Source organism: Nocardia canadensis, assembly GCF_032656385.1.
Classification (GTDB): Bacteria; Actinomycetota; Actinomycetes; order Mycobacteriales; family Mycobacteriaceae; genus Nocardia; species Nocardia canadensis.
On sequence record NZ_JAVCWB010000002.1, the window covers coordinates 758,806 to 781,051 of the forward strand.

Below are 22,246 nucleotides of genomic sequence, written 5' to 3' on the forward strand. Positions count from 1 at the left end.
GAGTGCGCAGTGGCTGACGAGCTGGCCGGTGATCCCGATGTCGGATTCACCCTCACCACGGTGGTGACCGATGACGGCGGGATTCCGGAGCGCGCCGCCGCACTGAGTCATCGGATCGCGAAAACCGTGGCGGCGCTGGGACCGCCGGGCTGGACCACGGTCGAGGCGTCGTTCGCGATGACGGCGGCGGCCGAGGTGTCGATGATCGTCTTCCACGACGAGCAGGGGCGCTTCGCCCGGGTCTTCCCGAGTCCGGAACTGCTGGAGTCGTTGCGCGAGCACCGGCACATCTCCGCCTCGATGGGCGACGGTCCGTGGTGGCGCTACCTGCTCACCCTCACCAACGCCGGCCGGATGGAGGTCGACTACGACTACGGCGACGAGCCGTTCCCGGACGATCAGCTGTTCCCGCCGACGGTGTACCGCACCGACATCGAGATCTATCCGCGCGATCGCCTGCCGATCTGGCTGGCCGCCTACATCCGCCATGGCAATCGGCAGGTGCGCGGCCCGGTGGCCGCGGCCGAGCAGGCGCGCGCGGATATCGCGGCGGGCCGGGGCGCGGCAGGCTCGGCGCCGGACGTGGAGTTCCCCGCGCTCGAGCCGATGGCACGCCGATGGGCGCTGATCGCCGCGGCTTTCGTCGCGGTCGGCTCCAAGTGGGGGCCGCGGGTGACACCGGCGTTCCATGTCTTCGAGGGTTCCAAGTTCAGCGGTTCCACCCTGTGCCTGCTGCCCGGCGACCGCGCCGTGCTCTCCGGCGGGGTGTGGAACGCACCGGAACTCGACGCCGTCTACAACAAAGACCTGCCGATGCCGGACTTCTACCTGGGTGCCCCCGACTGGGTCGCGGCGCCGGTGATCAACCGGCGGGCCGAGAACGGTCTGCTCACCTTCTGCTACTGGTGGGAGGGGGGCCGCTGGTACCGGGGTGCCTCCGCGGGGGCCGACGCGCTCGCCGCCGCGGTGCCGGGGATGTGGGATACCAGAACCGTTGTCGAGGTGCTGACCGGACTGCTCGGCGAGAAGGCGTCGCAGGCGCAGAAGGATGCCGTGCTCGGTCTGGTCGAGTCCGCCGAGCGGGCGGCCGTGGCCAGGGAGTCCTTCACACGGGTCTTTCCCGCCGACGCCTATCACGTCGACGCCGCCTGGTTCGAGCTGAATCTCGCCGGTTTGCTCGGCACGCATTCCGTGGGCCTGGCGCGGTGAGCTGAGCGCTGGTGCTGTTGCGCGGGCGTGGTGGGTGTGGTGTGCTCGCTCACCGAAGAGCCGCTCGGGACGGCTCGGAAGTCGGAGGGAATCGAGTATGACCAACGAACACGCCAAGGCGCAGATGGCGGACATCCTCGAGACGGTGCAGAAGCAGATGCAGGCGATCGCGCAGGTGCAGCAGGACCGCGCGAAGATCATCGCCAGCGCCACCGTGCGCAAGCGGGTGACCGTCACGGTCAACGCCGACTACAAGGTGATCGAAACGAAGTTCACCCCCGACATCGACGATCTCACCTACACCGAGATCGCCAAGGCCGTCACCGAGGCCGCCCAGCAGGCCGCGACCGAGGTCGCGCGCAAGACCCAGGAGATGATGGCGCCGATTCAGCGGGAACGCGCTCGGCTCCCGAAGATCACCGAATTGGTCGACGACATGGATGGATTCGCCATCCCGCAGCCCGTGGAGGCGTCGCTGGAACCGCCCAACTCGCCTGAGCGGGAACGGCTCTCAGCCGACGAGCCGGACGGCGCGCGGGATCGCTCGCGGACCGCCACCGACGCGAGCTGGTGAGATCGGCGGCGGCGGATGGTCGAGCCATCGCCACCAGCGGGATCGGCGCTGTACATGCGGAATTCATCTGTCGGACCGTAGAATCGTTAGCAAGCCGTGCGAATCGGCGGTGTCGTGGTAGCGGTGCCAGGCGGGGCGCGAGGCGGCACCGGTACGGACAGGGAGGGTCGACTTCATGACGGGACCATCGGCGCAGGATCAGTGGGCGGGGCTGCGTTCGGCAGCCTCGGACGGATCGCTGATGCTCGAGCCGTCGGCGCTGCCGAACCTGGTCGAAGCCGCCAACAACGCGCGGTACTGGGTCAATTCCGTCAAATCCGCCGCGGACGGTGTCGCGAACCTGCCCGATTTCTCCTCGCTGGAGTCGGGTAAGCAACTGTCGAAGCAGTTCGAGGGCAAGGCCGGTCAGCTGAAGACCGTGCTCGGCAAACACGAGACCGTTCTCGACAATGTCGCCAACACCTTCCTCGACGCGGCCCGGCATTACAAGGGCGCCGAGGACGGAAGCAAAGTCGATCTGGAATCGCTGCGCACCAAGATCGAACAGGGCCGCAGCGCCAGTACGAAATTGGTGCTGCCGCCCACCGTCGTCCAATATCCGGCGGTCGCGACGGCGGTGAACCTGCCGAAGATCCTGGCCGACGGCAAGACGTTCGATCCGGCGGGCATGAAGGCCGAGACCCCCAACTACAACTACAACGAACTGCAGGCGATCATGTCGTCGCTGTCGACGGTGCCCGGCAGTCTGGCCCACACCGCGTTGTTCTGGGGTGATCTGGCGGATCTGCTCAAAACAGGTTTCGACGATCTGAACGCCAAAGTCGAAGCGAGCAAGAAGAGCTGGACCAGCCCGGGCGGCGCCACCCGCGCCATGGCGGCGATGTCGGCCTATCACGAGGCCAACGGCTTGTTGGTCGAGCAGACCAAACAGGTGGCCGCGGCGCTCGACTACACCGTCGGCTGGATCAACGCCACCTCCAAGGGGCTGGCGACGGCGCTCATGCTGCCCCGCTGCTACTCCGACCCCAACGGTACCCAGGCCCAGGCGGACAAGGAGACCTGCGCCAAGAACGGCCGTCAGGTCATGTGGAACACCTATGTCCCCGGGCTCAACAGCACGACCAGCCATATCCCCACGCTGCCCGAGCCGACCGCGCCGACCACGGGCGACGGGACCGGGAACGGCAATGGGAACGGCAACGGCAACGGCAGTGGAAGTGGAAGTGGAAGTGGAAGCGGGTCCGGCTCGGGTTCGGGCTCCGGCTCGGGTTCCAGCTCGAAATCCGGGGAATCCCTGGCGGCCTTCGATCGGGCGCTCGCCGAGTTGCAGGGACAGAAGTCGGGCAGCGACACCGGTGGCAAGGACAGCACGGGGAGTCAGAACGGGTCCGGCGGCCAGAACGGTGGCAGCGGATCGAGTGGTTCGTCCGGTGCCGATCAGCTGACCTCGGCGCTGCAGTCCGGTCTCGAGCAAGCGAGCTCGGCCGCGCAATCCGCGCTGGAGCAGGCGTCCTCGGCCGCCGAACAGAGTTCCCTGGCGGGGATTCCGGGCTCCGCGGCGCTCAGTTCGCTACAGGATCAGGCCAAGAAGGCGCTCAGCGCCGCGAGCAAAGGCGGGGGCGGCGGCGGTGGTTCGGGCGCCGGCGGCGGTGGCGCGGGAGCCGCACCGCTGTCGCCGAGCTTGGACAGCGCGTCCAAGCTGTTCCCACGCGCCTCGGCCGTCACGGGGGCCGAGGGCTTCCGCGCGGGCGTGGCGTCCTCGGCCGCCGGTTCACCGATGGGCGGCATGCCCATGGCGCCGATGGGTGGCGCCGGCGCGGGCGGCCAGGGCCAGCAGAAGGAACACAAGCGGGCCGACTACCTCGACTCGACCGACCACTTGGACGAGGCCATCGGTGACGCGCCGATCGTGGCGAGGCCGGTGGTGGAACAGTGACGCCCACCTGGGAATTCACCGGTGACGAGTTCGACGCGCTGTGGACGGGCATCGAAGAGGAGTACATGCCCGACCCGTTCATCCACACCGGCGCACCGGGCGACGCGGACGAGGCCGAATTCGTGCGCAAGGACGCGTGGGCGCGAATCAGGCGGCGGTGGGGACACGAGCTCGACGAGATCATCGATGTGCTCACGCACCCCGACATCCGGATCGCGGTGCGTGGCTACGGCGGTGGCGAGAAGCTGATCGATCCCGCCTATTCGGTGCGCATGCTCGCGGTGCGCAAGGGCGAACTGGGCTACCTGGTACGGCAGCGGCCCGGCGAAACCCTCTACCACGCCGAGGGATTCGTCGTCACGCGGCACAGCGCCCTGTCGCTGGGCGAGGTGATCGCCGATCACCTGCCCGAGGCCGAGGCGGGCCGTGGCCGCGACATCCGCCTCGACGAACCGGGCGATGATCAATTCGACCGCACCTATGGTCGCTCGCTGGTGCAGCACTACGACGACGACTCCGCGGTGCAGACACAGACCTTTCAGCAGGCGCCGCTGGATCGTGACGGCTTCATCGACATCGAGCAGGGCTGGTCGCGATTCGGTCCGCGCGGGATACTCCGATTGCGGCTGGGCTGGCGCGATCTGACCGACGACGGTCGCTATGTGATCGTCCCCGGCACGCCGCCGGTGGCCGTCGGTGCCGATCGCCGACGGGTGGTATCGCTGATCAACAGCCAGATCGCCGAAGTTGTCAGAGCCATCAGGGATGATCGGGCCTAGTGCGGATGGGAGGGGCATCGATGGACGAGTTTCCGACCGAGTTCAGCGCGTCGTCGCTGACGGGGGCGATCACGGTACGGACCACCGAGCAGGGGCTGCCGGTGGGAATCACCGTCGACGCGGATCAGCTGCGCCGCGATCCCGCCGACCTGGCGGCCGAGATCCTGCGGTTGTGCCAGAAGTCGGCCAAGCGGGCCGGACTGGCACGGCGTAATCAGCTGGCGGAGGCCGGGTTCGATCCGGTGCTGCTGGCCGCGACGGGATTGCCGACCGAGGCCGAGGTCGCGGCGGCGGAGATCGTCGAGGAACAGGAGTACGACACCGAGCCGGACAGCTGGCTACGGTCGGTCTAGCGAGCGAGAGGGGAGGACACGGCGATGGTCGAAACCATGGATGAGCTGATCGCGAAGGTGCAGGGCCAGCTCTATCGGCTGCAGGACCTGACCGAGGCGACCAATGGCATCAGGGCGCAGGAAACCTCGCCCGACGGGGCGGTGACGGTGACCGTCGACGGCAGCGGCGCGCTGGTCGGGCTGGAACTCTCCGCGGCGGTCGGCCGATTGTCACCGGCCGATTTCGAGCAGGTCCTGGTGCGGACCGCGCAGGCCGCCGCACACCGTGCGTTCGGTGAGCGCGCCGAGCTGGTGACCGCGTACAACCAAACGGGCATGTGAGATTCAACTGGCTTTAACCGCCGATTTGTGTGGCGCGGGTTTCCGACGGGTAGATAAGGTAACGAAACACCATGGGCTGTTTCGAGATTGGACGATAGCCATGAATCACGTTGCGGTAGTTCCCGACGCAGTTCGTGCGTACGCGGGTGCCTCGGCCACCATGGCGGCGGGGGTCGCCCAGGCGGGCGCGGTCGACCAGGCCGCCACGATGGCCGCCGCGGTGCCCGTGTTCGGCCTGATCGGCCAGGAATTCCTGCTGTCCTTCGCCTACGCGCAGGCCAACCATCTGACCTCGGTGGCGCAGCTCGCCGCGGTGCACGCGGGTACCGCGCTGACCGCCGCGCAGGCTGCTGCGACCTATGAGGGCGCCGACGGTGCGGCCAAGCTGGGCATCGCAGCGGTCGATCAGTAGCCATGACCTATCCCGGGGGAAGCACGGCCGATGCGGCGGCATCGGTCGACCCGACCGTGCTCGAGCTGCTGCGCGGTAGTTCCCTGGCCCCGATGCTGGACCAGCCGGTGAGCCAGGTGCTCAGCTCGATGGGTCTGCCGCAGTTGCCGCAGTTGCCGGAGTTCATCCAGCTGCCGGAAATGCCCGCGCTGCCGACGATCGACCTGTCCGCGCTGATGCGGCCGCTCACCGATCTGGCCTCCGCTTTCGGCACCGGCGCGCTCGGCGGCACGAACTCCACGTCCGGCACGTCGTCGAATCCCACCGACGCGCTGTCGAATATCACCTCGGTGCTCGAGACAGCGATGTCACTGGGGTCGACCGCGTTGCAGACGGTGATGCAGCTGTGGCAGAGCGCCGCGGCGACCGAGGCGACGAACAAGGCGACCGCGGCGCAGTCCGACGGTGCCAACCTCGCGACGCAGAGCGTGCAGGAGAAGGCGGTGCTCACCCACGCGGCGGGCAACGTCGCCGTGGGTGGTGCCAAGCTGGCCGCGGTGATCGCACGCTATTCGGCCACTGTGGCCCTCGCCCCGCTCTACGCGGCGACGCCGGGCGGGCAGGCGGTGCTGATCGCGGCCACCATGGAGGCCATGGCCGAGGGTCTGGCCATCACGGCCGAGACCAAGGCCGAGATGGTGGCGCGGAGCGGCGAGATGGCGCAGGCGGGCGAGAAGGTCCCGGTGACCAATGCGCCGTCCGGTGTCGACGCGAGCAGCGAGTCGCTGAGTCAGCTGATGAGCCTGATCAGCCCGTTGATCAGCACGGCGAGCACCGCGGTGTCGTCGCTGGGTTCGCTGGCCGAGCAGGTGAGTTCGCTGTCGACGAGCACCACCGGCACGACCGAAGACGCGGCGACCACCGGCGCCGAGATCGCCGATGCCGACACCGAGACGGCCGAGGGCCTGTCCGGCGCCGGCGGCGGAGGCGGCGCGATCGGTGGCATCGGCGCGGTCGGAGGCGCGGCGGCGGCATCGTCGCCGTTGAGTCCCTGGCAGGGCGGTCGCGGTGGCGGGCTGTCCACTGTGGGCGCCACCGGTGCGATCGGCGGCACGGGCGCGGGCTCCGGTGGCGCGAGCACGACCACCGCATCGGCGAGCGGCTCGGCACCGGGCTATATGCCGATGGGCGCCGGCGCGGGCGCGGGCATGCCGATGGCACGCGCGATCGATGGTGGCGGCAACGAGGCCGTGCACTCGCAGTTGGTGACCGGCAATCACGGCGACGAAGTCGTCGGCCAGATCGCGGGGGTGGCGACCCCGGTGGTCGGTGCCGCCGAACCGGTGACCACCGAAGCGCCGCCGGACAAAGAACTCTCACTGTGACGCGGCACGACCACGACAGGAGTGGCAGATGAGTAACACCTTCGAATTCGATTCGGCCGCGGCGAGCAAGGCCGCGGCAGCACTGGACGGCATCGCCGACCGGCTCACCACCGAGCTGTCCGCGGTCGCCCCGACCCTGCGGGTGGTGCCCGCGGGCGCGGACGAGGTGTCCACGCGCGCCGCGACCACCGCCAGCGGTGTCGCCGACGACTACCTGACCGGTGCCGAGGCCGGCGCGCACGAGATGAACAAGCTCGCCGCCACCCTGCGGGCCCAGGTCTCCGAGTTCGATCAGATGGAAACCGACAACACCACCGGCTTCAACGGGCCTGCGGCGTAAAGGCATCCATCACCGATGATCGAACCACCGCAGCCCGGCTTCACCGGAGTGGTGTGGGAGGCGCGTGAGCCGCACAAGCTCGCCACCGACCTCACCACCGGTGCCGGACCGATGCCGATGGCCGACGCGGCCGCCGCCTGGACGCGGCTGGCCGCGGCCTTCGGCGCGGCCGTGCTCGACTACGAGCAGGTGCTGCAGACCCTGCGTGGCTCCTGGAAGTCGGGGAGCAGCGAGCAGGTGTGGGAACGGATCTCGACTCTGCGGGAGTGGCTGATCGACACCGCGGCCGCCGCGACCGCCAATGCCGCACGGCTGCAAGCTCAGGTCCTCGCCTACGAGGTGGCCGCGCTGGCGATGCCGAACACCGCCGACATCGCGGCCATCACCGCGATGCAGCAGGCGCTGGAACAGGTCGGCACCGCGCTGGGCGCGCCGATCAAGGCCATCGCGGCCCAGACCGACACCGAGGCGGACGTGGCGAAAGCCGTCGCCTCCCGGGTGATGCGCAGCTACGAGGCGGCCAGCGAACCGCTGGCGACGCCCTGGTTGCACGCGCCGCCGCCGCCGATCGCACCGGAATCCGCACTGGCGGGCGAACAGTCGGCGAAGGCGGGAACTCCCGGGGCGCCGGGCGCCGCGGCGGTGCCGGGGCTCGGCGCACTCGGCCTCGGTGCCTTGCCGCCGATGCCCGCTCCGGTGCAAACCGCGTATCGCGCACCAGTTTTCGTGCAGTCCGCCGCGGCGGCTACCACCACCCCCCAGCCGACGCCGGTCGCCACTCCGACCGGACAGGCCGCGCCGGTTGTGCCCGGCGCGATGGGCGCGGGCGCGGGTGGACAGGACTCGGCGTCCCGCTTCCCGCGCGCCGGCCTCGCGTACGAGGAATCGGACCAGCTGGTCGCCGAAGGCGAAATCCAGGCTGCCCCCGCTGTGCTCGGCGTCGCCGAACGCCCCGCGCCCCCGACCGGGAGCGCGTCCACGGCGACCACGGAGGGTCGGCCATGACCACCCTCACCAATGATTCGTTGCTGGCCGTCGCCGATCGGCTCGGTGTCCAGACCCTGCCTCTCGTCCTGGCGGTCGGTCCGCAGCAGGACAGCTTCGACGCCTGGCGCGCCGCCAGGGACGCCGCGGTCGCCGAGCTCACGGCTACCGGTGTCTTCGACGGCTACGGTGACGTCGAGCCCGACCTGGCGGACGCGCTGCACACCCTCGCCCAGCCCGATGCCGAACTCGTGGCCCGCAGCTACGGCGACGGCGACCGGCGCCGAATCTGCTTGGCCCGCCGTGGCGCGAGCCACGCCAGCGCGGTCCGGGTCGGCGCCGGTTTCGAGATCGGCACCTGTGCGATCGACGGTTCCGACCGCGAACTGGCCCGCCTGCTGCTCGCCGCGCTACCGCAGTGCGCGCCCGCGGAGGTGGCAGGCGTGAGCGTCGCGGCCGATGATCTGGCGGCGCGCTTGGACGCCGCGGAGACAACTTCCCAGTACGTGGACGCGATGTACGCGCTCGGCATCGACGCGCACCAGGCGACCGTCCTCGGCGCGGCCTTCGGCACCTGCCATGGCTACACCGAGATCGTCGCCGCCGTCCACCATGACGGGCTGACCACCCGAGCCCCTGGCGCGGTCGCGGTGTACGACACCGCGCGCGGCCGGATCGTCGTCGCGCCGATGACGGCGCCCGACGGGCAGGTGTGGTCGACCATAACGCCGGGCACCGACCATCGCCTCACCCAGGCCGTCGGTGCGCTCCTCGAGGGGCTTCCCGGTGGGGGGTGGCGGCCCGACTAAGCCATCTCTCGTTTCAACCATCAAGTAGGAAAGGTTCGGCACATGCCCCCTCAGGGACCAGTAGGTGTAGAAGCCGGCGGCGTAGACGGCGTCGTCTCCAAGCTCGAAGGCACGATCAACAACCTGCGTACGTCGGTCGGTCAGATCGACGACGCGGCCCAGGCCGTGCTCCGCGGCTGGAAGGGTGACGCCTCCGACGAGTTCGTGAAGGTCGCCCAGGCCTGGCACGACGAGGCCGATGCTCTGAACAAGAAGTTCGACCGGCTCACCGAGGCCGTCAACACCGGTAAGTCCACCCTCGTGAACATGGACGGCGCAGGCCTGTCCGGCGGTGGTTCCACCAGCGGTGGCGGCAGCTACACCAACCTCTGACCGCGAATCAGAAACGAACAGGAACTGAGCTCATGACCATTCTTTACGATCCCGCGGCGATGAACGAGCTGTTCAGCGACCTGCAGACCTACGGCGGGAAGATGAAGGGCGAGATCGACGAACTCGAGGGCGCCGCGACGGACTTCCGGGCGAACCTGCAGGGTGACAACGCGATCTCGAACTTCGATACCGCGCACAAGAACGTCACCACCGAGCTGACCGACACCCTCGACAAGCTCGACAAGCTCGCCGCCCAGGTCGAGTCCGCGCTCAACCGCGCGCTCGAGGCCGACGGCAAGGTCGGCGACGGTTTCGCCGACTTCTGAGCTGGTGGAGCGCTTGCGCGCTCCGGCGCGGTCCCCTGAGGACCCGACGACAAACGGGGCGTGACTCTGCCCGAAGGCACGAGTCACGCCCCGTTCTGCCGATTCAGCGGGCTGCCAGGGATTCTCCGATGTAGTGCATCTCGTCGGGGGTGGTGACCATCGAGACCGTGGCGCTTCCGGTGCTTGTCCGCACGGTGATCCGGTTCGGAGCGTAGGGATCCTGGACGAGAGTGACGTCGGGGGCGATCGCCTCCGGATCCCGCTCGGTGGTGCGGATCTCGACGATGGTGGCGCCACCGAGGTGGCTGGTCGGGGCGATGCCGTCGAAGACCAGCACCGTGGTGGTCGGGTAGGGGGCCGCGGGAACCGGCGGCGGCCCGGGCGGCGTCTGCGGCGTCGCGCCCGCCGCGCGCGGGGCGATCGAGAGCAGCTGTGGGGTCGCGAGGTTGGCGACCATCGACTGCCACGCCTGCGGCCGAGCGGTGTGCACGACGGCATGGGCGCCGAGCGCGGTGGCACGCAGGATGACCTGCTGGGCCAGGTCCAGGTTTCCGATCACGTCGACGTGGCGGGTACCCGCGCCGATCAACGGGACCGCGATGCCCTGACCGCGTTCGTCGGCACCGATCAACTGGCCACAGCCGGTGGTCGGCACGGAGATGTCGGTGAGCGCGGTGAGGGTGCCGCGGTAGCCGTCGCGACCACCGAAGTCCTCGGCCGCGCCGATGGGCAACGTGTCCAGCAGGATTCGGCGCTGGCTGCCCGGCAGCTCGCGCAGTCCGGCGACCGGCGCCTGCTCGTAGGGGGCCACCGAATCGAACCGGACCACGGCGTTGAGGACGACGGTCCCGGCCTTGTCGTACGCGCGTCCGATGCGCCGGGCGCCGGGATGCAGACGCAGCGTCACCGTGGTCGACAGCGAGGGCAGCGACCAGATCTCGGCCAGCCCGTTGGTGCCGATCATCGGCGCGGTGAGCTGGTAGTGGGTCAGGTGCCTGCCGAATTCGGATTCGAGGCCGTGCGCCGACTCGGTCAGGTGCAGCGGGTCGAAACCGTGGGTCAGCTCGCGTACCGCGCTGTTCATCTCGGTGGCGGTGAGGACCGCGGCGTCGATACCGTGGGTGGCGAGACGATTGGCGACCCGGCGAGTAGCGATGATCATGGTGCGCAGCGCACCGGTCGCGCCCCCGCCACGCTTGTCGACCGCCGCCGCGTTGGCCACCGGGTCCAGCCGCAGCACGAGCCAGCAGGTGCGGTGCGCGATGGCGGGCAGCGGGCCGAGGATCCGGTCGTACAGGTGCGCGGCCGCGCCGGTGCCCGCGGTGCGCGCGCCGGTGGCGATCACGTCGATGCTCACCAGCTCCACGTCGAATTGGTCCAGGCAGCGCGCGACCTCGGTCAGCGGCAGCAGCTGGTCGGCGCTGAGGGTGCCGCGCTGGAGCAGGGTGAGCGAGTCCGGCGGCGGATCGATCCGGAGCATGGTCAGCAGCAGATCGCCGTCCCAGCGCACGCCACAGCCGCCGCCCTCGGGCAGCGGCACATCGAACGCGGGTGCCCGGTCCAGGGTGTCGGTGCGGCCGCGCGCACGGCGCGCGAGCCAGCCGCCGAACCGCACCGCGAGCGTGCGCCGGCGGATCGGGACGAGCCCGATCAGCAGCACGGCCACCGACCCACCGATCGCCCCGTAGCCCGAATTCGACGTCGCGAGGACCACCCAGGCCACGATCGCCGCCAGCACCGCGACCGATACACACGCGCGCAGCGGATACATCCGGAACAGCCAGAATTCCGGGTCACGCAGTGTGTCGTAGGCATTGTCGCCGGCGGTTTGCCCGGCGTTCATACTGTTGTTCAAAATCGTTGTCCCTGCTTGGCATCCGTCGAATCATGGTGAAGGACAATTCCGGATTTACGGTACCGTGTCCGACGAGATGGTGATCAACGCAGCAATGGAGTCCCTGTGCCGGCACAGCTGACAACCAAGGCCCAGGTCAACGGTTATCGTTTCCTGCTGCGCAGGCTCGACCACGCGCTGGTCCGCCGCGACGTGCGCATGCTGCACGATCCGATGCGGTCGCAGAGCCGGTCGATGATGGTCGGCGCGGTTCTCGGACTGATCATCGTGGCAGGCGCGGCCATTCTCGGCTTTCTCAAACCGCAGGGCGCGATCGGTGACGCGCTGATCGTCAGCGGTAAGCAGAGCGGCGCCATGTATGTGGTCGTCGAGGCCAAGGAGGGCGAGAAGACGCTCCATCCGGTGCTCAATCTCGCCTCGGCCCGGCTGATCGCCGGCGACGCCCAGACGCCGAAGTCGGTGAAGGACGACAAGCTCGGTTCGATGCCACGCGGTCCGCTGCTCGGCATCCCGGGTGCCCCGGCCGCCATGCCGGGATCCAAGCAGGGCGACAGCTCGAACTGGACGTTGTGCGAGACCACTCAGCTCTCGGCATCCGGGAGCGCGTCCGGTGCCACCGGCGGGCTCACCACCGCCATCGTCGGCAAGCCGGAAACCGGTGACCGGATCGGCGCCGCCGGCGCCGACGACGCGCTGCTGATGCGCCGCGACGACAAGACCTACCTGGTGTACCAGGGCACCAGGGCCGAACTCGACCCGAACAACTCGGTGATCGCGCGCACCCTCGGGCTCACCGGCAAGCAGGTCCGCCCGATCGGCAGCGCGGTCCTCGGCGCGACCACCCAGGCGCCCCCGCTGGCTGTGCCGACCATCGAGCGCGCGGGCGAGCCGGGCCCGGGCAAACTGTCGAATGTGCCGATCGGCGGCATCATCTCGGTGACCGGGGTGCAGGCCGCCGGTCAGGAAACGATGTACGTGGTGCTGGCGGACGGGGTACAGCGGGTCTCGGAATTCACCGCGGACCTGCTGCGCAACGCCGATTCGCGGGGCATGCGGGAGATCGCCGAGCTGGCACCGGACGTGCTCGACCGGATGCCGGTGCTGCACACCCTGCCGGTCGACGGTTTCCCCGAGCGCAAGCCGCGCATCCTGGCGGCCGAGGACGCTCCGGTCGCTTGCGTGCACTGGGCCAAGAACCCGGGCATCGCGACCGCGCAGGGCACCTCGGTGGACGGTCCGGCCGAACGCGCCACGGTGACTCTGCTCGCCGGAACGAAGCTGCCGCTGGCCGCTTCGGCCAAGCCCGTGACCCTCGCGACCGCCGACGGCTCGGGGGACCGGATGGACGCGGTCTACCTGCCGCCGAGTACCGGCGAATTCGTGCAGGTCACCGGGACAGAGCCAGGGAGCCTGCGCCGGGAATCGCTGTTCTACGTGGCCGACAACGGAATTCGCTACGGCATTCCCGACGCGGCCACCGCCGCGGTGCTCGGGCTCGGCGACAAGCCGCGACTCGCGCCGTGGTCGATCATCGGTCAGCTGGTCCCCGGCCCGACGCTATCCGCGAAAGACGCTCTGACCAGCTACGATTCCTTGCCTTCCGCGAGCAAGTAGCGAACGCGGCGGGGGSCCGGKGCGCAGTGCACCGGGCCCCGCCGTATTCGGGCTCAGCTCAGATTCGGCACCTGACCCACATTGAGCGTGGCGACGATCCCCTTCAACGCGGTGCGCATGTCGGTCTCCTCGATCCGCATGAGCACGTCGTCGTCGACCTCGGCCAGGTCGAGGCCGTCGGTGTTGGCCAGCCGGAACTCGCGTTCCTCCTCGGCCGCCTCGATCACGTTGCGGATGAAGCGGCCGTTGCCCGCCAGGTCGACACCGCGGCGCGGCTGTCCGCTCTGGTCGGTGCTCTCCAGGTCGTAGAGGAACCGGCAGGTCTCGATCAGGGTTTCCAGTGCTTCCGGCGCCAGCTGTGAATCGCGTCCGCTCGCGACGATTTCACCGATCTGGCCCAGTTCTTCGGCTGTGTACGAGGGGAATTGGAGGCGCTTGGCGAATCGCGACGCCAGACCGTCGTTGGCGGCCAGTAGCCGGTCGATCTCGCCGTCGTAGCCCGCGATGATCACCACGAGCCGATCGCGGTCGTTCTCCATGCGCGCCAGCAGCGTGTCCACGGCCTCGCGTCCGAACGCGTCACCGCCGGAAAGACCGGTCTGGATCAGCGTGTACGCCTCGTCGATGAACAGCACGCCGTCCATGGCGCTGTCGATCAGCTTCTCGGACTTGATGGCCGTGCCACCGAGGTTCTGGCTCACGAAGTCGACGCGCTTGGCCTCGACCACCTTGTCGGTCTTCAGCAGTCCGACACCACAGTAGATCTTGGCGACCACACGCGCGATGGTGGTCTTGCCGGTGCCGGGCGGACCGGTGAAGGCCAGATGCTGGCCACGGGACTGGCTCGACAGACCCTTGCCCGCGCGGATCTTGGCCAGCTGCGCGGACGACTGCAGCTTGGCGACCTGGTTCTTCACCGACGCCAAACCGACCTGCTTGTCCAACTGCGCACGCGCCTCGGCGAGTACGGTTTTCGCGCGGTCCTCGGCAGCGGCTTCGTTCATCGCGGCCAGCGAGAGGGCCGAGGTGGGATCCCACTTGTCGGTGCGGGCGTCGATCACCTCGCGGCTGGTGACCACGATCCGGAAGGTGCGATCGCGCATGGCGTTGGTGTTGGCGGCGAAGTCGGGCAGCTGCGAATAGACCTGCTCGAACAGCTTCTGGGCCTCGGCCTCGTTGCCCGATTCCCGCAGGCACAGGCCCCGGTTGTACATCGCGGTGAACTTGGCCGACGGGATCGGGCCCGCCTCGGCCTGTTCCATCCGCCGGATGGCCTCGCCGAAGAGACCGAGCTGCGCGCACGCCGTACCGACCATCACGTTGGCGCCGGTGGCCAAGTACGGGTCCTTCCAGTCCGCCGAGCCGGCGAGCACGGTCATCACATCGGGCCAGCGCTGGGTGTTGTAGTGCAGGATGCCGCGGATGTAGGCGCTGATCCGGTCGTCGATCTGCTTGTCCGGATCGTCGGCACGGGTGGCGCGCAACTCGGCCAGCTTGTCGAGCACCTGCTCGGCCTGGTCGTAGTCCTTGTCGGCGATCAGCTGGGCCGCCCACGCGAGCCAGATCTCGGTGAGCCCGGCCAGCGGGTAGTCGATGTAGAGGCCGGGGAGGAACCGGCCCGCCATCGCCCGCGGCGCGAGGCCGAGCCTGCGCTGCTCGCGCCCGAGCGAATCGAGGCTGGTGCGATGCAGATTGAACAGCACCTCCTTGGTCACTTCGCCTGCGGCGGCGCGGCCGAGCCACGCGTCGCACATCGACGAATCCCATTCCGTCGCGCGCTGGAAGGCCAGCTTCGCGTACTCTTCGTCGCGCGCGGACTCCTGACCGTCGATGGACAGACCGAGCGAGAGGACGCCCGCGTCGAAGGCGCGCTGAGCCTGGCGAATGTCTGGCATGTGGTGTCGGACCCCGAAATCTTCGTCTGGTGGACAGCTGCTGTTCAATCCGGCGGCGGGACTTCGATCGCGCCGGTTTGCCCTGTCCGTTAGATTAGGTAACGCTGCCGTGTGGTCGCAACGGAAGTAGTCAGCTACGACTGAGAGTTCATCACTGGTGTCGACGTTGTTAGGCAATGAGCCCGAACTATGCCGAGTTTCAGTGATCGGGGGTGATACGCAGCTCGACATCGGCCTACCCGCCACGGTTCCGATCGCCGGATTCATCGGCGACCTGGTGGCCCTGATCCGTTCACGTGATCCCCGCCTGCCGGACGGGGACGAGGACTCCGCCCCGGTCCGCGCCCAGCACTGGACATTGGCCCGGCTCGGGCAGGACCCCCTCGCGCCGAGTCGCACCCTGACCGAGGCCGAGGTCTACGACGGCGAGCTGCTGGTACTGAGCCCGGTGACCCGCAAGGAGTCGCCCGCGCTCTTCGACGACGTGATCGACGCCGTATCCCGGCTCACCGCAGGCGAGTTCCGCGGCTGGTCCGGCACGGCGGCACGGTGGGCCGGACTGGTGATCGCGACGATCGCGATCGTCGCCGCGCTCGTGCTGCTCGCGGTCTCGCGCGCCGACAGCGATCCGCTCGTTCCGGCGTTCGCACTGCTCGGCACCGGTATCGCCGCGTCGGCGGCCGCCGGTATCGCCGCCCGCAAGTTCGCGGATTCGCTGACCGGCAACTGGCTTTCGCTCGACGCCCTGCTATTGCTGTTCGGCGGTGGCGCGCTGATCGTGCCCGGTCAGCTCGGCGCGGGGCAGGTGCTGCTCGGCAGCGTCGTGCTGCTGGTCGCGGCCATCGCGGGCTACCGGATCACCGGAATCGGCGCCGGGCTGTTCGCCGCCGCGATCACCCTGAGCGTGTTCGGCGCGGTGGCGGGCACCGTCTACCTGCTGTGGCATCCGGGGCTGGCCAAGCTGTTCGCGGGGGTGTTGGTCGCGGCGGTGATCCTGCTGTCGTCGGTGCCGCGGCTGGCCGCGGTGACAGCCCGGTTGCCGATTCCGCCGGTGCCGACAGCCGGTGGGGCGATCGACCCCGCCGACCACGAACAGCGGCCGACGATCGAGGGTGTCGGCGCCGTCGGCGCGATCGCGCTGCCCTCGGCGGCGGGTCTCGGTGAACGTGCCCGTGTCGCCAATCAGATCCAGACCGGGCTGGTCATCGCCTGCGCGGTCGCCGCGCTGGTCGGCGCCGTCGGTGCGGCCGATCCGCTCGGGCCGTTCCACTCCGGTGGCGTCGCGCTCGCCGCGGTCGCCGCGGTCGTGCTCTGCCTGCGTGGGCGCTCCTACGCCGACCTGGTGCAGGCGGCCACCTTGATCACCGCGGGCGCGCTCATCATGATCGCGCTGCTGACAGGTCTCGGACTCGGGCACGATTCGCTGGAATTCGTCGCGGTCGCACTGCTGTTGCTGACCGCGGGCAGTGTGATCGGGTTCGGCGTGATCGGCCCGCATCTCGAGGTGACCCCGGTGACCAGGCGGATGATCGAAATCTTCGAGTATCTGCTGATCATCACGATGGTCCCGCTCGCGCTGTGGGTCATGGACGTGTACTCGACCGCTCGCAACATATGACCCGCGCACCCTTGCGGCGCGCGGTGCTCCGGCTGACCTGCGCGGCGACCGTGCTCGGCGCCGTGGCGGGTTTCCCGGCGCCCGCAGGCGCGATCGCCCCGCCCCGGATCGATCAGGGCGCGCTCGACGCGGCGCTCGCGCTCAGCGGCAAGCCGGCCCCGCTCGAGCCGACCGAACAGCGCGAACTGTGCGCCGAACCCGTGCTGCGCGGGAGCGCGCCGAGTGAGCCACCGATGGCGCAGCGGGTGCTCGACCTGCCCTCGGCCTGGCAGTTCAGCCGCGGCGCCGGTCAGAAGGTCGCGGTGATCGACACCGGCGTCAACCGGCATCCGCGGCTACCCGCGCTGCAGGCGGGCGGTGACTACGTGAGCGATTCCGACGGCACTGTCGACTGCGACGGGCACGGCACGCTGGTGGCGGGCATCATCGCCGCGCGGCCCGCACCCGAGGACGCGTTCGTCGGGGTCGCTCCCGAGGCGGAGATCCTCACCATCCGCCAGCTCAGCCTCGCCTACGAAGCCAAGGATCGTGGCGCGGACAAGTCGCAGGGGTCGTTGCGCAGCGACGGATACGGCAGCGTGCTCACCCTCGCCGGCGCCGTCGTCCGCGCGGTCGACATGGGCGCGACCGTGATCAACATTTCCGAAGTTGCGTGCACCGCGGCCGGTTCCAACACCGCCGACGGCGCGCTCGGCGCTGCCGTGAAGTACGCCTACGACCGCAATGTGGTGGTCGTCGCGGCCGCGGGCAATGTGGAGCAGGGCGGACCGTGTCAGAACCAGAACGAAGGTTCGGGCTGGAGTTCGGTGACCACCGTCGCCTCGCCGGCCTGGTTCGCCCCGTACGTGCTCGCGGTCGGCTCGGTCGACGCCGACGGCAAACCCTCGGCGCTGTCGCTGCGTGGTCCGTGGATCGGGGCCGCCGCGATCGGGCGCAACATCGTGTCGCTGGACAGCAAACCGGGCGGCGCGGGCCTGGTCGACGGAGTCCAGACGATGGACGGCGTGCAGCCGGTCGACGGAACCAGTTTCGCCGCACCGTATGTCGCCGGGCTGGCCGCGCTGATCCGGTCGCGCTATCCGGAACTGTCCGCGCAGCAGGTGATCGAACGGATCACTCGCACCGCGCACGCGCCGGGCCGCGGGCGCGACGACGCCATCGGGGCCGGCCTGATCGATCCGCTGGCCGCGCTCACCGCGCCGCTGGCCACCGAGCCACCGAGCGAGGGCGCCGATGTCGGGCACGCGATCGCGGCGCCCTACGTGGCGCCCGAGCCGGATCCGCGACCGCGCCGGGTCGCGATCATCGGTTCGCTGACCCTGTTGGCCGCGTTGGGAATCGGCGCCGCGTTCGGCTTTCCGTTCCGCAGGCGCGGTGCCGACCTCAACCAGGAATTCGAGTAGTAGAGGGATCGATGGCTACCGAAGGTTTCGTTCGTCGCCCCCGGATCGCGCCGCCGCGCGCACCGGGCGGTGAAGTCGCGCTCACCCCGCCGCCGGAGATCCAGCGCGCCATCCCGTCGCCGCTGATGATGAAGCTGATGCCGGTCATCATGGTGGTCGCGGTCGTCGGCATGATCGCGATGATGGTCTCGATGGGCCGCAATCTGCTGGCCAATCCGATGATGATGATGTTCCCGATGATGATGCTCATGTCGATGGTCGGCATGATGGCCGGCATGCGCGGGGGCGGCCCCAAGCGCGCCGTCGAGCTCAACGAGGAACGCAAGGACTACTTCCGGTACCTCGATCAGGTGCGCAAGGACGTGCGCATTACCGGCAGCAAACAGCTGGAGACGCTCGGCTGGAGTCATCCCGAACCGGCCGACCTGCCCGCACTGATCGGCAGCAGGCGGATGTGGGAGCGCCGCCCCAACGACCCGGATTTCGGGCACGTGCGGGTCGGCGTCGGCAGCCATCGCCTCGCCACCAAGCTGGCGCGTCCGGAGACCGGTCCGCTGGAAGACCTCGAGCCGGTCTCGACCGTGGCGCTGCGCCGGTTCGTGCGCACCCATTCGGTCGTGCACGAGTTGCCGACCGCGGTGTCGATGCGCGCGTTCCCCGCCATCAATATCGGCGGCGACCTCGACGAAGGCCGTGAACTGGTGCGCGCCATGCTGATGGAGCTGACCACCTTCCACGGACCGGACAACCTCGTCGTCGCGATCGTCTGCGCCGACCCGGACGGGCACTGGGCCTGGGCGAAATGGCTGCCGCACGTGCAGCATCCGTCGGTGCGCGACGGACTCGGCTCCGCCCGGATGATCTACACCTCGCTCGGCGAGCTCGAATCCGCGTTGCAGACCGAACTGATGGAACGCGGCCGGTTCATGCGCAACCCGCAGCCGACCCAGGGCCGGCTGCACGTGGTCGTGGTGATCGATGACGGCTACATCAGCGGAAACGAGCGCATCATCAGCGAATCCGGGCTCGACTCGGTGACCGTGCTCGACCTGACCGCACCCGAGAACGGTCTCGCGGCGCGGCGTGGTCTGCAGCTGGTCGTCGGCGACGGTGCGGTGTCGGCGCGCAGCGCCGCAGGCGTGGAGCGCTTCGCCACCGCCGACGAGGTCAGCGTGGCCGAGGCCGCGGCATTCGCCCGCGCCCTGGCGCGGTACCGGGTGGCGACAGCCGCGCAGATCGTCAGCCTGGGCGAGGGGACCACCAGCGACCCCGGCCTGATGGCGCTGCTGCGCATTCCCGATGCGGCCCAGATCGATCCGGCCAGGGTGTGGCGGCCACGCACCGCGCGCGAGCGGCTGCGGGTGCCGATCGGCATCACACCGGACGGCACGCCGGTCGAGATCGACATCAAGGAATCCGCGGAGAACGGCATGGGCCCGCATGGGCTGTGCATCGGCGCGACCGGCTCCGGCAAGTCGGAATTCCTGCGCACGCTGGTGCTCTCACTGGTCACCACGCATTCGCCGGACGCGCTCAACCTGGTGCTCGTCGACTTCAAGGGCGGCGCGACTTTCCTCGGGCTCGACTCGTTGCCGCACGTCGCGGCCGTGATCACCAACCTGGAAGACGAACTCTCCCTGGTCGACCGCATGAAGGACGCGCTCGCCGGTGAGATGAACCGCCGCCAGGAGCTGCTGCGCTCGGCGGGCAACTACGCCAACGTCAACGACTACGAGAAGGCCAGGGCGGCGGGCGTTCCGCTCGATCCGCTACCCGCGCTGTTCGTGGTCGTCGACGAGTTCTCCGAATTGCTCTCGCAGAAGCCGGACTTCGCCGAGCTGTTCGTCATGATCGGCCGGCTCGGGCGCTCGCTGCACGTCCATCTGCTGCTGGCCTCGCAGCGCCTGGAGGAGAACAAGCTGCGCGGCCTGGAGTCGCATCTGTCCTACCGGATCGGTTTGCGTACCTTCTCGGCCAACGAGTCGCGCGCGGTGCTCGGCATCACCGACGCCTATCACCTGCCCAGTGTGCCCGGCGCCGGCTATCTGAAAAGCGATGCGTCCGAGCCGCTCCGATTCAACGCGAGCTATGTCTCGGGTCCGTATGTGGCGCCCGTCGGCACCGTCGTCGACGACGACGGCGCGCCGATGGGCGGCCAGCGACCGGTGGTGTTCACCGCCGCGCCGGTCGAGGTCACCGATGCCACGCCGGAGCCGATCGAGACCGACGACGATCCGATCCTGCGCGGCAGGCTGGAACTGCCGCCGCCACCGCCGAGCGTTCCGGTCGCCGAGGAGGGGATTCCGGACTCGCTGCTCGACGTCGTCGTCAAGCGGCTGACCGGCCACGGCCGCCCGGCCCACGAGGTCTGGCTGCCGCCGCTGGAGGAATCGCCGACCGCGGACATGCTGCTGCCCGACCCGGATTGGCGCTCGCCGGTGAACCGGCACGGTCAGCTGTGGATGCCGATCGGCGTGATCGACAAGCCCTACGAACAGCGGCGCGACGTGCTGACCATCAATCTGGCCGGCGCGCAGGGCAATGTCGCCGTGGTCGGTGGCCCGCAGTCGGGCAAGTCGACGACGCTGCGCACCATCATCATGGCCGCGGCCGCCACCCACACGCCCGAACAGGTGCAGTTCTACTGCCTGGACTTCGGTGGCGGCAGTATGGCCGGCCTGGTCGGCGTCCCGCACGTCGGTTCGGTGGCGGGCCGGCTCGACGGTGACCGGGTGCGGCGCACCATCGCCGAGCTCACCACCCTGATGCGGCAGCGCGAGGAACGGTTCGCCGAACTGGGCATCGAGTCGATGACCGAGTTCCGCAGGCGCAAGTTCTCGGCGCTGGAAGCCAGACAGATCAACGGCACCACCGCGCCACCCGGGGACCCGATGTCCGCCGACCAGTTCGGCGACGTCTTCCTGGTGATCGACGGATGGGGCGCCATCCGTGAGGAATTCGATCTGCTGGAACCGCAGATCAACGCCATCGCCACCCAGGGTCTCTCGTTCGGCGTCCACCTGATGATCGGCGCGTCCCGCTGGGCGGAGATCCGCCCGGTGGTCAAGGACCAGATCGGCACCCGGCTCGAGCTGCGCCTCGGTGACCCGGGTGATTCCGAGATGAATCGCCGCACCGCGCACCAGGTTCCGGTCGGCAGGCCGGGCCGCGGTCTCACCGCCGAACAACTGCACATGCTGATCGCGTTGCCCCGCTTGGATTCCGACTCCGATCCCGCGAGCATCGCCGACGGCGTCACCAGGGCACGCGAGGAGCTGATCGCGCTCTACCCCGGCCGGCGCGCGCCCGAAGTGCGCATGCTGCCGCTGAGCTTCCCGCGCGAGCAGGTCATCGCCGCCGCCAGGGACCAGGGCGTCGTACTGGATCGCACCAAGGTCGTCGTCGGTCTCGGCGAGTCCGAATTGCAGCCCCTGGTACTCGATTTCGGGGTCGAGCCCCACTTCATGGCCTTCGCCGACGTGGAATGCGGCAAGACCACGTTGCTGCGCAACATCGTGATGAGCATCGCCGAACAGTCCACCGCCGCCGAGGCGAGGGTGATCCTGATCGACTACCGGCGCACGATGCTCGGCGTGCTCGAGGGTGACCAGCTGGCAGGCTATTCGACCTCGTCGCAGACCTGTGGGCCGATGATCCAGGAGGTCGCCGCCTACCTGGCCAAGCGGATCCCCGGCTCCGACATCACCCAGCAGCAGCTGCGCGAACGCAGCTGGTGGTCGGGCCCGGAGATCTATGTCGTCGTCGACGACTACGACATGGTGGTCACCGGTTCGGGCAATCCGTTCGCGCCGCTGCTCGAGTACCTGCCCCAGGCCCGTGACATCGGCCTGCATCTCGTCGTCACCCGCCGGATCGGTGGCGCCTCGCGTGCGCTCTACGACCCGGTGCTCGGTGCGATGAAGAACCTGTCGGTCCAGACCCTGATCATGAGCGGGTCAAGGGACGAGGGAAAGCTGGTCGGTGACGTGCGCCCGAGCAAGATGCCGCCCGGTCGCGGCACGCTGGTCTCGCGCAGTCAGGGCATCGAGTTGGTCCACATCGCCGACCTGCCGCCGGTGTAG

19 protein-coding genes are annotated in these 22,246 nt (G+C 69.3%); 17 read left to right on the forward strand and 2 right to left on the reverse strand.

Annotated features, from left to right (window positions below):
* The first annotated feature begins 9 nt into the window (after positions 1-9).
* The 13 genes from Q7X29_RS06675 to Q7X29_RS06735 all read left to right on the forward strand — a co-directional run bounded on the left by Q7X29_RS06675 (position 10) and on the right by Q7X29_RS06735 (position 9,779).
* Positions 10-1,209 carry a hypothetical protein gene (locus Q7X29_RS06675; RefSeq protein WP_316573544.1) on the forward strand — a complete coding sequence of 400 codons (1,200 nt, stop codon included), beginning with the start codon at positions 10-12 and terminating at the stop codon, positions 1,207-1,209.
* Between the two features lie 97 nt (positions 1,210-1,306).
* Positions 1,307-1,783: a YbaB/EbfC family nucleoid-associated protein gene (locus Q7X29_RS06680; RefSeq protein ID WP_218717547.1), complete on the forward strand. Its 477-nt coding sequence runs from the start codon at positions 1,307-1,309 to the stop codon at positions 1,781-1,783.
* Between the two features lie 175 nt (positions 1,784-1,958).
* Entirely contained in the window at positions 1,959-3,719 is a 1,761-nt protein-coding gene (locus Q7X29_RS06685) for a hypothetical protein (RefSeq protein WP_316573545.1), read from the forward strand.
* A complete protein-coding gene (locus Q7X29_RS06690) occupies positions 3,716-4,498 on the forward strand; it encodes an ESX secretion-associated protein EspG (RefSeq protein WP_218717549.1) in 783 nt (260 codons plus the stop codon). The genes Q7X29_RS06685 and Q7X29_RS06690 overlap by 4 nt, the downstream gene beginning before the upstream one ends.
* A gap of 20 nt (positions 4,499-4,518) precedes the next feature.
* Complete coding sequence (locus Q7X29_RS06695; RefSeq protein ID WP_218717550.1) at positions 4,519-4,851, forward strand: hypothetical protein; 333 nt, start codon at positions 4,519-4,521, stop codon at positions 4,849-4,851.
* Between the two features lie 24 nt (positions 4,852-4,875).
* The gene (locus Q7X29_RS06700; RefSeq protein WP_218717551.1) at positions 4,876-5,172 is read left to right on the forward strand and encodes a YbaB/EbfC family nucleoid-associated protein; all 297 of its coding nucleotides are present in this window, start codon (positions 4,876-4,878) and stop codon (positions 5,170-5,172) included.
* 100 nt (positions 5,173-5,272) lie between these two features.
* Positions 5,273-5,584, forward strand: a complete 312-nt coding sequence (locus tag Q7X29_RS06705) for a type VII secretion target (RefSeq protein WP_218717552.1) — start codon at positions 5,273-5,275, stop codon at positions 5,582-5,584.
* Between the two features lie 2 nt (positions 5,585-5,586).
* Positions 5,587-6,948, forward strand: a complete 1,362-nt coding sequence (locus Q7X29_RS06710) for a hypothetical protein (protein ID WP_316573546.1) — start codon at positions 5,587-5,589, stop codon at positions 6,946-6,948.
* Between the two features lie 28 nt (positions 6,949-6,976).
* Complete coding sequence (locus Q7X29_RS06715) at positions 6,977-7,288, forward strand: PE family protein (protein WP_218717554.1); 312 nt, start codon at positions 6,977-6,979, stop codon at positions 7,286-7,288.
* 15 nt (positions 7,289-7,303) lie between these two features.
* Entirely contained in the window at positions 7,304-8,293 is a 990-nt protein-coding gene (locus Q7X29_RS06720) for a PPE domain-containing protein (protein ID WP_316573547.1), read from the forward strand.
* Positions 8,290-9,081, forward strand: coding sequence for an ESX secretion-associated protein EspG (locus tag Q7X29_RS06725; protein WP_316573548.1), 792 nt, complete (start codon positions 8,290-8,292; stop codon positions 9,079-9,081). The genes Q7X29_RS06720 and Q7X29_RS06725 overlap by 4 nt, the downstream gene beginning before the upstream one ends.
* A gap of 42 nt (positions 9,082-9,123) precedes the next feature.
* Positions 9,124-9,453 carry a WXG100 family type VII secretion target gene (locus Q7X29_RS06730; protein WP_218717557.1) on the forward strand — a complete coding sequence of 110 codons (330 nt, stop codon included), beginning with the start codon at positions 9,124-9,126 and terminating at the stop codon, positions 9,451-9,453.
* 32 nt (positions 9,454-9,485) lie between these two features.
* Positions 9,486-9,779 (forward strand): WXG100 family type VII secretion target, encoded by a 294-nt coding sequence (locus Q7X29_RS06735; RefSeq protein ID WP_255587458.1) that lies wholly within the window; start codon positions 9,486-9,488, stop codon positions 9,777-9,779.
* A gap of 103 nt (positions 9,780-9,882) precedes the next feature.
* Here Q7X29_RS06735 and eccE read toward each other — a convergent pair whose 3' ends face one another.
* A complete protein-coding gene (gene eccE, locus Q7X29_RS06740) occupies positions 9,883-11,622 on the reverse strand; it encodes a type VII secretion protein EccE (RefSeq protein WP_316573549.1) in 1,740 nt (579 codons plus the stop codon).
* Between the two features lie 117 nt (positions 11,623-11,739).
* Between eccE and eccB the strand changes: the two genes are divergently transcribed.
* Positions 11,740-13,248 (forward strand): type VII secretion protein EccB, encoded by a 1,509-nt coding sequence (gene eccB / locus Q7X29_RS06745; protein ID WP_316573550.1) that lies wholly within the window; start codon positions 11,740-11,742, stop codon positions 13,246-13,248.
* Positions 13,249-13,301: 53 nt separating this feature from the next.
* Here eccB and eccA read toward each other — a convergent pair whose 3' ends face one another.
* On the reverse strand, positions 13,302-15,143 hold the full coding sequence (eccA, locus tag Q7X29_RS06750) for a type VII secretion AAA-ATPase EccA (protein WP_218717560.1): 1,842 nt from the start codon (positions 15,141-15,143) through the stop codon (positions 13,302-13,304).
* A 157-nt stretch (positions 15,144-15,300) separates the two neighbouring features.
* Here eccA and eccD point away from each other — a divergent pair, with 157 nt between their 5' ends.
* Genes eccD through eccCa form a run of 3 tightly spaced genes read left to right on the forward strand, consistent with a single transcriptional unit; the run spans position 15,301 to position 22,246 of the window.
* Entirely contained in the window at positions 15,301-16,761 is a 1,461-nt protein-coding gene (eccD, locus tag Q7X29_RS06755; RefSeq protein ID WP_308248426.1) for a type VII secretion integral membrane protein EccD, read from the forward strand.
* Positions 16,758-18,164: a type VII secretion-associated serine protease mycosin gene (gene mycP, locus Q7X29_RS06760; protein ID WP_316573551.1), complete on the forward strand. Its 1,407-nt coding sequence runs from the start codon at positions 16,758-16,760 to the stop codon at positions 18,162-18,164. The genes eccD and mycP overlap by 4 nt, the downstream gene beginning before the upstream one ends.
* Positions 18,165-18,175: 11 nt before the next feature.
* Complete coding sequence (gene eccCa / locus Q7X29_RS06765; protein WP_316573552.1) at positions 18,176-22,246, forward strand: type VII secretion protein EccCa; 4,071 nt, start codon at positions 18,176-18,178, stop codon at positions 22,244-22,246.

Excerpts from the sequence above, each read along its gene's own strand:
- Q7X29_RS06680 (WP_218717547.1), top strand. The coding sequence starts at position 1,307 with ATGACCAACGAACACGCCAAGGCGCAGATGGCGGACATCCTCGAGACG.
- Q7X29_RS06685 (WP_316573545.1), top strand. The coding sequence starts at position 1,959 with ATGACGGGACCATCGGCGCAGGATCAGTGGGCGGGGCTGCGTTCGGCA.
- Q7X29_RS06695 (WP_218717550.1), top strand. The coding sequence starts at position 4,519 with ATGGACGAGTTTCCGACCGAGTTCAGCGCGTCGTCGCTGACGGGGGCG.
- Q7X29_RS06700 (WP_218717551.1), top strand. The coding sequence starts at position 4,876 with ATGGTCGAAACCATGGATGAGCTGATCGCGAAGGTGCAGGGCCAGCTC.
- Q7X29_RS06705 (WP_218717552.1), top strand. The coding sequence starts at position 5,273 with ATGAATCACGTTGCGGTAGTTCCCGACGCAGTTCGTGCGTACGCGGGT.
- Q7X29_RS06710 (WP_316573546.1), top strand. The coding sequence starts at position 5,587 with ATGACCTATCCCGGGGGAAGCACGGCCGATGCGGCGGCATCGGTCGAC.
- Q7X29_RS06715 (WP_218717554.1), top strand. The coding sequence starts at position 6,977 with ATGAGTAACACCTTCGAATTCGATTCGGCCGCGGCGAGCAAGGCCGCG.
- Q7X29_RS06720 (WP_316573547.1), top strand. The coding sequence starts at position 7,304 with ATGATCGAACCACCGCAGCCCGGCTTCACCGGAGTGGTGTGGGAGGCG.
- Q7X29_RS06725 (WP_316573548.1), top strand. The coding sequence starts at position 8,290 with ATGACCACCCTCACCAATGATTCGTTGCTGGCCGTCGCCGATCGGCTC.
- Q7X29_RS06730 (WP_218717557.1), top strand. The coding sequence starts at position 9,124 with ATGCCCCCTCAGGGACCAGTAGGTGTAGAAGCCGGCGGCGTAGACGGC.
- Q7X29_RS06735 (WP_255587458.1), top strand. The coding sequence starts at position 9,486 with ATGACCATTCTTTACGATCCCGCGGCGATGAACGAGCTGTTCAGCGAC.
- eccE (WP_316573549.1), bottom strand. The coding sequence starts at position 11,622 with ATGAACGCCGGGCAAACCGCCGGCGACAATGCCTACGACACACTGCGT.
- eccA (WP_218717560.1), bottom strand. The coding sequence starts at position 15,143 with ATGCCAGACATTCGCCAGGCTCAGCGCGCCTTCGACGCGGGCGTCCTC.
- mycP (WP_316573551.1), top strand. The coding sequence starts at position 16,758 with ATGACCCGCGCACCCTTGCGGCGCGCGGTGCTCCGGCTGACCTGCGCG.
- eccCa (WP_316573552.1), top strand. The coding sequence starts at position 18,176 with ATGGCTACCGAAGGTTTCGTTCGTCGCCCCCGGATCGCGCCGCCGCGC.